At 29.1% G+C, this 13,302-nt stretch carries 11 protein-coding genes; all 11 read right to left on the reverse strand.

Annotated elements, in window-relative coordinates:
* Positions 1–324 precede the first annotated feature (324 nt).
* A complete protein-coding gene (locus tag ACYSNW_RS06915) occupies positions 325–2,502 on the reverse strand; it encodes an ATP-binding protein (protein ID WP_461743755.1) in 2,178 nt (725 codons plus the stop codon).
* 215 nt (positions 2,503–2,717) lie between these two features.
* Positions 2,718–4,205, reverse strand: coding sequence for a hypothetical protein (locus tag ACYSNW_RS06920; protein WP_461743756.1), 1,488 nt, complete (start codon positions 4,203–4,205; stop codon positions 2,718–2,720).
* Between the two features lie 248 nt (positions 4,206–4,453).
* A complete protein-coding gene (locus tag ACYSNW_RS06925; RefSeq protein ID WP_461743757.1) occupies positions 4,454–4,951 on the reverse strand; it encodes a hypothetical protein in 498 nt (165 codons plus the stop codon).
* Between the two features lie 129 nt (positions 4,952–5,080).
* Positions 5,081–5,455: a hypothetical protein gene (locus ACYSNW_RS06930; RefSeq protein ID WP_461743758.1), complete on the reverse strand. Its 375-nt coding sequence runs from the start codon at positions 5,453–5,455 to the stop codon at positions 5,081–5,083.
* Positions 5,456–5,472: 17 nt separating this feature from the next.
* A complete protein-coding gene (locus tag ACYSNW_RS06935) occupies positions 5,473–6,408 on the reverse strand; it encodes a bacteriophage abortive infection AbiH family protein (RefSeq protein ID WP_461743759.1) in 936 nt (311 codons plus the stop codon).
* A 247-nt stretch (positions 6,409–6,655) separates the two neighbouring features.
* Positions 6,656–7,054: a VOC family protein gene (locus ACYSNW_RS06940; protein ID WP_461743760.1), complete on the reverse strand. Its 399-nt coding sequence runs from the start codon at positions 7,052–7,054 to the stop codon at positions 6,656–6,658.
* Positions 7,055–7,186, reverse strand: a complete 132-nt coding sequence (locus ACYSNW_RS06945; RefSeq protein ID WP_461743761.1) for a hypothetical protein — start codon at positions 7,184–7,186, stop codon at positions 7,055–7,057.
* Between the two features lie 326 nt (positions 7,187–7,512).
* The gene (locus tag ACYSNW_RS06950) at positions 7,513–8,931 is read right to left on the reverse strand and encodes an FRG domain-containing protein (protein ID WP_461743762.1); all 1,419 of its coding nucleotides are present in this window, start codon (positions 8,929–8,931) and stop codon (positions 7,513–7,515) included.
* Between the two features lie 230 nt (positions 8,932–9,161).
* Entirely contained in the window at positions 9,162–9,974 is an 813-nt protein-coding gene (locus tag ACYSNW_RS06955; RefSeq protein WP_461743763.1) for an HNH endonuclease, read from the reverse strand.
* Between the two features lie 111 nt (positions 9,975–10,085).
* A complete protein-coding gene (locus ACYSNW_RS06960) occupies positions 10,086–12,017 on the reverse strand; it encodes an ATP-binding protein (RefSeq protein WP_461743764.1) in 1,932 nt (643 codons plus the stop codon).
* A gap of 36 nt (positions 12,018–12,053) precedes the next feature.
* The gene (locus tag ACYSNW_RS06965) at positions 12,054–13,292 is read right to left on the reverse strand and encodes a DNA cytosine methyltransferase (RefSeq protein ID WP_461743765.1); all 1,239 of its coding nucleotides are present in this window, start codon (positions 13,290–13,292) and stop codon (positions 12,054–12,056) included.
* Positions 13,293–13,302 lie beyond the last annotated feature (10 nt).

Consider the following 13,302-nt stretch of genomic DNA (forward strand, 5'->3'; position numbering starts at 1 on the left):
AAGTTTAACAGCTTTTGAAGTGGATGTAAATAGAAGAAATTGGACTTTTACTGATAGTTCTTGAACCAATTTGAACCATGGTAGATGGTAGTTGAATACAATTTATTTACTAGTTTATCAATCTATATTTGAGTAATTATTTTAAATTCTGTTTACCTCTTTGAGACCATATTGAGTGTTTCCTGAAAATCTAATTGTATCTAACTTAACACCAATCGCTTTAAATCAGCTTTCAGACAAAAAATTAAACCTTGATAGTTGTCAATAAAACTTGTTCGAGAAGGTCAAAAATATGGTCAAAAAATACTCGCCAGTGTATCCAAATTACTCAATCATATTTAAAATATTCCCAAACCTATTTAATAGCAACTCCTTTTGAAAGAATGGCATCACTATAACAAAAAATCTTCCTTTATATTCCGGATATATATTATTGAATCTCTCTTCAATTACAGTACCTTCTTTCTTATTTTGTTCCAGGATATAAACAACTAATACCACTATGCTTTCTCTTTTTTTCATGCTATATTCGTCAGATAAGTACAAATAGTTAAACATGTTCTTTAGAACTTGATCATTTACCGATAATATTTTGTATGACTTAACCTCAACTATTATATCAAGTGATTCGTTGAATATTTGTATATCCGCATGAATATCAGGATTAATTACTGTAGGATTTTTTATAATTTTGAAATTTTTCTCTTCTGCAAATAATTTGAATACAGTAAATGTATAGTGCTCATACAGAAATCCTTTTGTTCTACTAATGCTATTTTGAAATTTATGCATTTCGTTTTTATTTTCTTCACTCAAAATCTCACCGTGTACTATTCTATTTCGATAATCTTGAATTTTTTCATAATTGTTCAAATATTCTAAATCAAAATTTTCAACTACATCGAATTCTACGTCTCTAGACATTTCACCAAGTAATTCATCAAGCTCTGTGAATGCGTAAAAAAAGTCAGTATACATCTTTGTTTCGGAAGTACTGATTGAATCATTTTTTAATTGTTCTTTATTCCAAGCATACTTAATGTTATTTACCTTATCATCATCAAAATCATCATTTTCAGAAAATATAATCATCTTTTTCTTCAGCATTTTTTCTAAAAGAACCGTTATGAGAAATTCAAATCTAACTAAACTATTTGAAGGATACTCTACAAAAACTATATTTTCAGAATCAAAGATATCTTGTTTAATAAAGGACGTGTCACCAAATCGTTTCATTTTTTTTATCCATAAAAACAAATAATTTCTATATAAATCAGTCAAACTTTGATCATCATCGGACAAAAGATGTTGATAATCAATTTCGTATAGCAATTCTAGTATTTGTGAATCCAAATCGTATAAAAAGATGGTATCTTCATCAATGATTATATAAGGTTTCTCATTTTCCCAAGTTATATTGTTAACAATTAAATTTTTAGTTTTACGCAATACTTGATTAGAATTTAAAATTATCGAATCAATGTAAGATTCATATTTCTCTAAGTTTTGCTCTTCAAGTATAAAATATCCTTTCACGATTTTTCTTAAAATTTCTTTATCAAGCATAGGAATATGATAATTCGCTGTAAAGACACTGCTTAATAATCCATCGTCCTCAATATTTGAGTCCAACAGCTGATAGTATACCTTTTGTCCAGCAATGACAATTGAATTAGAATTATCAAGTAGCAGTATATGTTTTAAATCTGATAGTACTTTTCTCATTTTTTTAGGATCATCAATTTTGTCAATTTCATCAAAAACTAGAATTACCTTAATGTTTTTTTTCTCCAACTTATCCAAAATCCTAATCAGTTGATACTCAGCAATCTCATCATCATACAGAGAAGTCTTTTCTAGCTTAGAGCTCTCTATCGCTTTTTTCGATATCATAAATTTCCAATTTATTTCACTAAAGACGACCCAAATCAAGCTCGCTACTTTTATTAAAAAACTAACTATTGCCGAAATGTTTTCAGCTTTTAATATGGTAAATGATCCGATAAAAAGTAATAGTGGAGCCAAGCGCATAATTATAGTCTTGAAATTTATAGAAGTATTGAGATTTTTTTCAGTTGTTCTCTCATTACTTAACATTTCAAATCTATTTACATCAAAAAAAGTATGCTCGTATAAAGATTCAACTTCCAAGAATAATTCGTCATTTTTTTTTACAAGGTTCTTGTTATCCATAATTGATAAGCATACCCCTCTAATTAGTTTTCTTAATAAAATTGAGTAGTCATCATATTTATCTATATTTTGGTATACGAATGTTATCTTATCTCCATTTTCTTTTTTAGCCTCTTTATTTATTTTATTTTCTATCATCTGAATTAGACTGGTTTTTCCTACACCCCTATATCCAGAAATTAATATGCTACTATTAGATACATTTCGGACATGATTATAAATTTGGTTACCAACTTTTTCTAACTGAGCTATTTCGCTTAATTCTTCCGGAATTGAATTTAGATTGTCCAAATTTATTTCAATTTTCATGCTAACCTCCATTAGTCGCTTCTAATCATAATTTTATCATTTTTAGAAAGATAAATATTTAAATCATTAGATAACAATACACAATTAACAGAACTATAAAAAATCTAAAGAAAATAATTTCAATTTTTCTGCTTTATACTAGTAGTATAGAACCTGATAAATGATAGTTGAAATAAAGTGGTTTCTAAGTTTTTCTAACACTATCTTCCTTGATTTCATTTGCTATGATTTTTTGCAAATTCTCGAATATCCTCCCCCAATGAAGAATGATATTGATCAATTAATTTCAGTTCATGCAATAATTGACTTTTGATGATGGAATTATCGTTCTTCATTGTCAAGTAAAGGCTATCTCCTATTGATTTTCGGTACTTCTTTGATTGATAGAGTTTAAGTTGAAAACGAATATTATGCCACCTTACATCAAGGTTTTCGGAATTCTGCCACAAAAGCAAACACTGGAAAAAGAATGTTTCTATAGTTCCTCTTATCGGATTATTTTCGAAGTTTTGCAAAAAATCTCTTATTAATCTACATCCACCAATGATAGAACCTGGCTCACTAAAAGATGTAACCACTTCAACGATATCAATAAACTTGTTTTTCCCTAGACACTCTAATAGCAAAAGATTTGCAAAAACTAATACTGAAACATCCATGTGATTAAACATTATTTCTCTCGCTTGAACAAAGTTACTGTTTTTGGTTAATTGTTTGATAATATCTCTATTCTGAATAATCAAAGAAGGATAACTTCTTATAAGATAGATTGTAAGCCTATAAGCATTGAACTTATCTATCATTATTTGATTATCAGCCAGTATAGAATTTGTAGCAGCTTTAAACAAGTCGTTGAGAATATCATCATCTATTTTATTTGTTGAGGATTCGATAACATTAATAGCATCAATATAAGGATTTGTGGCATATAAGGAGTAAGCTCCGTTTATACCCTGGGAAACATTACGATCTTCTATATCTCTTGCAAATTCTTTAAGAATAAATACTTTAGATGTATTATCTCTACTTTTCTCAAAAAGATACTCAGTTTGATAAAAATTGTGCCATTCACTCTGAATAAATGACTCAAGCCTTACTAGATGATTTTCATCTATATTTTTTAAAAGAATGAAGATCGCTTTAATTTTGAGCATTTTGTTATTATCTGTAATACCTTCTGCATATTTGACCATCACGTCAACCAATTTATTGCTCTCATCTTGACTTACTTCTTGACAATTAACATATCGTTGTGATAACAAATCTAGTGCAGAATCATGATACCTTTTCTTATTTGAGGTTATAATTTCAGTTGATAATTCAACAATATAATTATCATCCAAACGTTCATTAATTCTTTTAATGCAATTAAAAATATACGTCTCTAATACAACCATACTATTTTCTGCTTTTATCCAAGAATGAATGGACTTTTCTATTTCATCCCAATTCCTTTTAAAATCCTTATCGCTCAGGTAATAACCAATTTCACTCATTGTAATCAGTTTAGCTATTAATTGATCTTCAACAGGTACCAAATTCGTGGTAACATCAAAAATCTCCTTTGCATCCAGATCATTCATTTTCCTTAACACATCGCTAAAATCACGTGCGATATTTTTTACACTTTTATGATCCAAATTAATTATAGAAGTTTTCACCATCATCAATATTGAAGGCCAATACCCCGTAGCTCTGCTCATTTGATAAGAAAACTTTTGAATTAATGAGTATACTCTTGATAATTGGGTGAACGATCCAAACAACATAGCTTGATAATAAAAATCAGCAATATAATCTGTAACATAGGATAAATCCCCATAAGAACTCCAAGAAGAATAAGGTCTTATTTCATTTTTTTGTCTCTGTATTTCAATCCAATTAAGAAGATCCTTTTCGTTTTATCTATAATTGGATAAAAATATCTTATATAACGTTTATATATTTCTTTTTATCCGAAGTTATTTTCTTTGTGTTGGTTTTTTATTTCTAATATTTTATTCTCTCTATTTCTCAAATCTATCAAAATATCCTGAATTAACCATTCGGAAATACTATCTTTACTTTTGTTCGCTATGGTATAGGCTTCTGTTAATAATTCTAAAGATTCATCATATTCGTGTAAGTAATATTTTTGATTTGCAATCCACCTTTTTTCAAAAATCTCGTAATAAGTAGTGGGCAAAATTTGATGCAAAGAATTTAATAATAAATTCATATTGAAGTTTTCAATCGATATTTCCTGGAACATGGTACCTAAAAATTTAGTACAGTAATAGTCTAAATTCTTATTGACATCATAAGCATCATACCTTTCATTATTCAAAAGGAGACTTGAAAAATAATTTCGACACTCCTGATTTTGTAACACTTTTTTTGTCAAAAAAGAAATATCTGTATTGTCAGGTACTACAGTATGCTTAGTATTTGAATCATCTTCGTCTAGCAATGGATTTTTTTTGATGATAATGGAGTCAACTCGTTTTTACCAGATAATTTGAAAGCGTCTAAAACATTCTCTATTAAATCTGATGGACATATTTCAATAAAATCTTCAAATGAATTCACTGTAATATGTTTAGGTAAATGTGCACGTTCTAAATCTAATTGAACTTTTGTTTTTTCCTTTTTTGTTCTTATTGCAAAAATAATATAGGGCAGGAATTTTGTGTTTATCAACAGTATTCAATTCAGACTTAACGCCGTCAGGTACTCCGTCCTTATTGTCTATCAAAAAAATACAAACATTGCTACTTTCGAGTCCTTGAGTGTAATGATTTTTTGCCGATCTTGTTGATGCCCGTTCATCCTCAAAAGAATATATTTTAAATAACTTTGTTGACTCCAGAATTTCTTTTACTGCTTTCCTAGCAAGGATATATTTCTGATCAGCAGCAGTTTCACCCATTTTAGAACTGATGAATACTTTTATTTTTCCGCTCGGTTCTCTCATATCTACACCTCTCAAACTTAATCCAAATCTATACCTTTTCTAGAATTTACATTTAAGATTTCTAAAAAATTATTGTCTAACTCAAAATTATCTAATTGGAATTCTTCTAAGTGCTTTTCTTTTCTTTCGTAGTCTACCTTATCATAGTAGGAAACTTTAATACTAATATTTTCAAAATGATCTCTAAGAAATTCAAAATATGGAGAATCCACCCTTCCTAGCGAATGACCTATCACAAATATTTCACTTATGTCATTATCATATCGAGATAAGAAAGAACTTAAATATCGCTTGAATAACGATATGTTTTTTTGTGATGAGTTATAAAAATCAGAAAATCCATAGAACATATTCTTCCTAAACTCCTCTTCAAAAATATCATAAGACTTATTATCACTTTTTGAAGTATAACGAATTTGATCTTTCCCATGTCCCATTATTGGTTCATTGTCAGCGTCCCCATGAATATGAAGTATTTTATCGTCCTCAATCTCATATATTTCCTCTAATACTTTTGTGTAGTTAAACGTAACAAATATTGATTCCGAATCAAATATATTTTGATACTCTTCGATTTTTTCTATTCCTAATATTTCAACTGACTTTACCCAATTTCCTACATAATTATCTAGATTGTTTAAGGAGCTGTAATAATCTTCCTGCAAAAAATGAGTGATATGACTATCATCTAATGTTTCATAATCAAATTCTGCATTAAATTCGATTCTCCGAAGATCCGCTTCATCAATCACAGTATCGGCTGATAAATAACCTAAATGTTCCTCAAAATTGCTCCAGAGATCTAGAGTATTGTGGTATGAAAACTTTTCAATTGCCTCTACAAAATTTATACCATCTTGAAAACTTAGAAGATAATTCAAAAAATCATTGTATCTTGTTGGTAGATTATGACTAATATCAAAACCGTTACCAATAATGAATAACTTAACCATATTGAAAAGACTCCTCTTCCTTCCATGAAAATGTTATGTTTAGGCAATCACAATGAAGGGTTTCGCCCCAAGCGAATAACCCTTTGTGGTGATTTTGCCTGTTGCATAGTGGCGTAGCCACTATGCATGATAAGCCCCTAGTTCTAACAGGGGGCTAGCTATAAACTGAAATAAGTTAAAAATACCCGATTCCACCCAATGTATCAATGTTTTATGTGTCACTTTAGTTTGCTTTTTGTCACATCTTTTAAAAACTCTTCTTGTCACGTATTTCAACGATTGTTCCTTCTGGGGCTGACATTTTACAAAGATTTCCCCCAGCAACTTGATAGATGATAGCACCATTTTTGCGTTTAAATCTGTCTTCATCAATCTCAATCTCGTTTATAAATTCTTGCGCATCTTCAACCCATAAACAAAAATGAACAATCCCAACACTTTTTTCAGTATCAATACTGTCACCTAAATATTCTTTGCCTATTTGTAATTCAATATAAAATTCTCCCAACTGTAACCATGAATTATAGCTTCGACCATGGAAGAATTTGCTTTCATTTTTCAGGACAAAACCCAGCTTTTGATAAAAGGATAAAGATTGATTGTACTCGTTAGTTTGGATACAAATATGATGAAATACCGGTCCCATTTACCTATCCCCCCACTTTAGATACAAAAGCATTTTTTCAGTTTCCTTTATAAATGGATCATAGACAATTGTTTGGTCTAATTGTCCATTCTTCTCAAAAATCTTGGTAGAATCATCGTAAATATATTCCATTATATTCAGCTCTTTTTTCTGTTTAAGGATTCCATAATAAACGATTATCGATTCCTTTAACGTGATACCTAATAAAGAAAATTAACGCGTATAGTATAGATTGAAGTGAACAAAATTGGATGTTTATTGATGATACTTGAACCAAAATAGACGTTAGTTGAATACAATTTTCTTACTAGTTTATCAGTCTATTTTTGAGAGTTATTTCAAATTCCTTTTATTTCTTTGAGACCATATTCTGTGATTCATAAGTATCTAGTATCTCTTAGTTTAACACAAATCACTTTAAATCAAAATTTCAAACAAAAAGTAAAAATATTAACAACTTAGTAATATTTACTTTTTAAAAATTTTGCAACTTCTTCAATTTCTGGATATATAAAACTTTTAGTAATTCCAAAAAGTTCTAACTCTTTCAATAATTTAATCTTGTTCTTTTTTGGAATTTTAAGCACGATTTTTTTTTCGTTTTTATTTAGAATTCTGAAATTATCAACACTATTCTTATGATGAATATTTAGGGATGGTACTATAAAGGCTCCAGATTGCTGTGAAATCCGCCGGTTATCTCTCGTGGAGATCACCACATAATCTGATTTAAATGTATCTTGTTGAATTTCTGGTAAAAATGCTGGTTTTTCCAAACAAACTTCATGTTTTAGCCTTTTTACTTCTTTTACATTGTTGAATTCATCTATGCTCTTAGTTTCATCATTTGCAGCCTCAATAATTTTTTCTTTATCAGATAAACTAAAAAAAGCCAACGAACATAAGACCGATATACTATCACTACGGGTGTATTTGATAGAATCCGTATTGAATACTATTAATTCTCCATCAGAATCAAAATTTGTTTCCACAGCAAAATAAAGCGCAACTAGTAAACTATCTGATATATCTATTAATCTTGTTGGTAATCCGTAATGTTGCATTTTTTTTAAAATATTCAAATGTTCATTTCCACATAGTTGATATTCTTCGGGATTTCTGATTAACGACTCCTCACAAAAAATATTCTCATTAGAATAACCTTTTTCAGTCCTATAAATAGACGGAATTAGTTGATAATTAATATCTGAATGTCCTCTAAAAAAAAATTTATTACTATCATTCAATTTTAACTGATTTAAAACATTTTCTATATCATTAACTGTGGTGCACTCTTGAATTTGAATATATTTTGGGTAATACAAATAGCCATCATTATACTCTATTTTGTCTAAATCAGAAAATTTTAGTGGATTCTCTGAATTCAAATTAGAACATCCATGTTTTTTGCGTTGTTTCCTAATGTAATCATCAATGAGTATCCTGTGATTCTCTTCATGCTTGAGTACTGAAAAAACATATCTAGACTTTGATTCCTGATCCTTTTCTTTATTAACATATAACAAATGTGTCAATATTAATGATTTTTTGTCATCATCATTTAAATCTTCAAAACTGATCTCACTTTTCTCAAAATCATTATCCAGTGAAACCAATAACGATGGAATATCTTCACTTTTAGCCTTTAATAGTTTTCGCAGTATTATTGAAATAGATTCTCTTTTTGAGTTCTCATAAGTTAAATCAGGATATTTCCCTCTCAATCTGCTCTTTATCATGTTGTCAGTAACTTGTTTAATATTGACATATTTATCCCTATATAGCTTTTCAAAAAAAATATCTAAATAGCACTTTTTTAGTATGTTACTATTTAGTTCTAAGTCGGTTTTTAATGGATCAAAAAAGAAAAAAAACATCGAATCATCCTTTCTATTTTTCAAATTTATGAAGATTGTGAAGCTTTACGGGCTTTTTTAAGACCTGGTTGGCTGTTCCTGAACTTTGTAGAGTTGAAAAACACTGTATTATCGGGATTTACAGCAACTTTTAAGAGAGATAGTTTCACTATATTTCATTAAATTTTAGATACTCGTTACCAACATTCGTAACCAAAATAAATTAATTGCACATCAGAATATGAAACATTTCAATACCACTTTTCATAGAATTGACTAGTTGAATAATTTTTATCAAGTTTTTTCATGTTGCATTCCTCACACAACAATTGAATATTCGTTACATCATTTAATCCAAACAAATTTAACGGAACTATATGATCATAGTTATTCTTATTCTGTCTAGAAAGTAAATTTGATAGGTCTCGATTACACAAGACACATCGTCCTCTATCTCTAAAAAACACTGCATCCTTAACCCACTTAGGAATATTCACTCGCTTGACTTTCCCATTACTTTTTAAAAATAAGGTGTTCTCTTCTTCTACTTCTGATAATTCAAGCATCTCTACATAGTCTGAAACTAAAATATTGAATCTTTGTAATATTTTTCTATTTGAAAACATTAGAAAAAATACCTCTTCAGAAATTTTTTCAAGTACCTCCTCATAAGCCTGGCTTAAAAAAATTTCTTCCAAATACTCTTCAACATCCTCCAATGTAACTTTTTCGACAAGTCTATTGTTATTCAATAGCCATTTATCGAATGGTTCTATATCAACAGAATATTGTTCAAACCAATGGGAGATTGACAAAGTTCCATACTTTTTAAAATATTCAAACTCATCTTTCTCTTCATTGAAAACTGAATCAACTATGAAAATAATAAAACTATGAAACGCTGATATTCTTGGAAATGGGTTCAAAAAATATTGAATATTTCCTTCTCCAAAAATATCATTTAAATTCCTTAAATAAGGAAAACTATCTTCCAAAACTCCGTCTATAATGTTTGCAAAATAATATACCCCATAGTCTTTCATTTCAAGCTTTAAATCTCGCATCAATGTCACCCTGCCATCAAATTTTTAAAATCGCTTTTACTAATCATTCATCGCATATTTAAACATGTTCATTCAAAGCTTTAAAATTTGTATATATTTAACAATAAATAGTTACAGTCCTTGGCATAATAGCTCAACAAAAAATTTAGAATTATTCCATTGCGCATATAAATCACTAGAGGCTACGATTTTATCGTTCCAATGCATTGCTAAGTTTAAATCATCAATAAACGTTGCTAAACTGTCTAGTGTTTTTAACTCTCTCGCGTCAACTGTATTCTGTAAATATTTTTTGAAATCGAGGATTTTTTTCCTATTTGTTACATCTTTAGTTTCAACTTTTCCACCCTTAGTATATGAAAAAACGACTTTATTATTTGATGTTATTGAATAATTTTTAAAATCATTTTTAATCTCAGAAAAATTAGCAATGATATATTCATTCATCAAATTTTCTAACAATGCTCTAAAAACATATGCTGTTGAATAAGGATATTTCAAAATATCAATTTGTGTTAGTTCACAAATTAAATCTCTAATTTTCCCTACAGGTAGTGTATTGAATACACTTTGTTCTATTTGAGTGAGTTTATTTTTTCTTGTAATCCTGTACCTAGGCACCTCTTCTGTTGAGACCGATTTTGGTGTGGAATCAGGAATAACTGGACTTTTGCTCTCTTCTGTTGAGACTGGTTCAACATCTTCTTTAATGCCAGTATTATTCCTATCACTGTTATCATCTTGAGCCTTTTCAGAAGGAATAGATGTTTGTTCTGACTCAGATACATGATTATTTTCTGGTACATTTTCTTCTGGAATAACAACTGGTGAGTTTGCCTTTTCAACATAATCCTTAATTATCCCAACTGAATTTTTTCTATCAAGTCCAAATTGCCTTACTAACAAAGTAATCAATTGACTAAAAGCCTTACTACTATCTTTCTTTAGAAACCCTTCTCTACTAGACTTTTCGACAAGTTGGTTACTCTCTTCATTATCCAATATTATAACACCATATGATTGTTTATTGTCTATATTTTCTGACGAACGAGATAACCTTAACTCTGCTAATTTTAGCCAATCATTCATTCCATGACCATAGATTTTAAACCCATTTCTATATATATTTATTCCTTGATAAGCAGATAGGAAAAGTTTTGGAATACGTCTCTCCATATCATTATCATACAAATAGTCTTTTATAGGTTTTTTATTTTCAAAATAAAAGTTATATAAGTAAAAATTAATTGTTCCTAATTTAAGAAAGTCTTTACTGCTCTCAAACAAACTTTGAATTTTTTTATAAAAATTGGAAGATATCTCACCATTGGAATATATAACTGAGTTATCCACTTTTGTCTCAAAGTTATAATCAATCGAATCAAAATTAATTGTGATTTCAGCCTTAAATGGTGCATATGGGATAACCTCTTCCGGCTTCAGGAAAGTCTTAGTTGAAAAATTTTCAGGGTATATAACTTCCAGTTCAAAGTTATTGTTAACTTCTATTAAATTTTCCAAATCCAGTTCAATTTCATTCAGATCAATTTGTTCATCTAATTTACTAATAGTAATCTTTGTCCCTTTCTCATTTAAAGAGCTTCTATTAACAATCGGTATGATTAAGTCATTAAAATCAGATTTCAATATCTCATCCTCAGTTATAGAAAAAGAATACTTCCCTTCACTACAAAATGTTTCAATAGTTAATTCTTTCCCTAGCTTGAATAAACTAAATCTTCCTATTCCTTTTCCACCTGATAAAGAATATTCGTCCGACTTATTTTCAGTAGCAATCATAAGCCAATCTTCCAGAATAGCTTTTTTTGTCATCCCCTCTCCGTTATCAGTAATAACAATAATATCTTCATTTATTTTAGATAAATCTACTCTAGCTGACTTACTTCCTGCATCAGCAGAATTCTTTATTTGTTCTGCAATAGCTATACCGTAACTTTCTATTATTTCACTTCCTAATATACCTGGAATTAGTCTAGGATTAATACCAAATCTACCTTCATCAACCACTACTTGTTCATTCATTTCCAACATTACTCCCTTCAATATAAATAAACCTTTTTATTCAAATATTTTACAGATAGACTTAGCAATTTTTTTTGACAATACAACAGGAACCGCATTTCCAATTTGTCTATACGCTGCAGTTCTACTACTTTCAAAATAGAAATCATCCGGAAATGTTTGTATTCTAGCGGCTTCTCTTACTGTTATAGATCTATTTTGTTCTATATCTGGGTGAATATAATAATGACCATCTTTAGATATATGAGCTACCATTGTATGTGATACATCATTATCTGACAGACTTTTGTATCTATCTAAAAAATTGGTTTCATTTTTATGAGATTTTAGATGTTTAGGCAATTCATTATATTTTAAGTTCGTACCATTTTTCTTTGCTATTGCCACTAACCTATATATCTCTCTGTCTCTTTCATTATTAAATCGAGATACATTGTAGGTTAAAGCTGTATCAGTATTCTTCAAGTTTTCTCTTACAAATTTTGAAGGTGCCCTATTTTTTGAATAATAATTTTTTTCCTCCCCATGTTTCATTTCTGGTAAATCATTAAATAAATCTTTTATCTCTATACCTATACCTTTTTCTGTCTCTAGTTTTTGAAAAAGACTATCTGAAGAAATTTTCAGATCTTTTCTAATTCCAAAAATAAATAACCTCTCTCTTTTTTGCGGAACTTCGTACTCAGCAGAATTAATTATTTTGTAAGATATATCATAGCCGGTTGATTCAAATTCTTGAATAATTTTAGGTAGTAATTTTTCATTATATTGATCCTTATAAGAAAGTAACCCTTTTACATTTTCAAAAATAAAAAACTTCGGATTAAACTGTTCTAAAAACTGAGAATAGTATTTATATAAGTATATTCGCTCATCTTCTGTTTTTTTCTTTTCATTTCTAGCTCTACCGATTGTTGAGTACGCTTGGCATGGCGGCCCTCCAATAATACCATCTATTGTTTCCCCATCAGATAAATCAATTATTTGTTCAATTAAATTATTAATTGTACTATATGAAATCTCGCAGTTAATAATTTTATTCATCAAATTAACTGGTATGCTTTGATATAATTCATCGCGCTTTATTTCCCCTAATAAATAGGAATTGTACATAGATAAGTCTTTTTTTTCTTTCATATACTGATAAGCCTCACGTGTACGCAGAGAATTACATGCATCTTTATCCATCTCTATATGACATACCATATTAAATTGCTTTGTTCTAAACCCTTCCGTTAAGCCACCACAACCTGAAAAGAGGTCTATTATATTCATCTCTATCTCT

The sequence above is a fragment of the Enterococcus sp. LJL99 genome (genome assembly GCF_054871725.1).

What these genes read in the sequence shown, in the direction of transcription:
- ACYSNW_RS06915 (WP_461743755.1), bottom strand. Translation starts at nt 2,502, where the DNA reads ATGAAAATTGAAATAAATTTGGACAATCTAAATTCAATTCCGGAAGAA.
- ACYSNW_RS06920 (WP_461743756.1), bottom strand. Translation starts at nt 4,205, where the DNA reads ATGAGCAGAGCTACGGGGTATTGGCCTTCAATATTGATGATGGTGAAA.
- ACYSNW_RS06930 (WP_461743758.1), bottom strand. Translation starts at nt 5,455, where the DNA reads ATGAGAGAACCGAGCGGAAAAATAAAAGTATTCATCAGTTCTAAAATG.
- ACYSNW_RS06935 (WP_461743759.1), bottom strand. Translation starts at nt 6,408, where the DNA reads ATGGTTAAGTTATTCATTATTGGTAACGGTTTTGATATTAGTCATAAT.
- ACYSNW_RS06940 (WP_461743760.1), bottom strand. Translation starts at nt 7,054, where the DNA reads ATGGGACCGGTATTTCATCATATTTGTATCCAAACTAACGAGTACAAT.
- ACYSNW_RS06945 (WP_461743761.1), bottom strand. Translation starts at nt 7,186, where the DNA reads ATGGAATATATTTACGATGATTCTACCAAGATTTTTGAGAAGAATGGA.
- ACYSNW_RS06950 (WP_461743762.1), bottom strand. Translation starts at nt 8,931, where the DNA reads ATGTTTTTTTTCTTTTTTGATCCATTAAAAACCGACTTAGAACTAAAT.
- ACYSNW_RS06955 (WP_461743763.1), bottom strand. Translation starts at nt 9,974, where the DNA reads ATGCGAGATTTAAAGCTTGAAATGAAAGACTATGGGGTATATTATTTT.
- ACYSNW_RS06960 (WP_461743764.1), bottom strand. Translation starts at nt 12,017, where the DNA reads ATGAATGAACAAGTAGTGGTTGATGAAGGTAGATTTGGTATTAATCCT.
- ACYSNW_RS06965 (WP_461743765.1), bottom strand. Translation starts at nt 13,292, where the DNA reads ATGAATATAATAGACCTCTTTTCAGGTTGTGGTGGCTTAACGGAAGGG.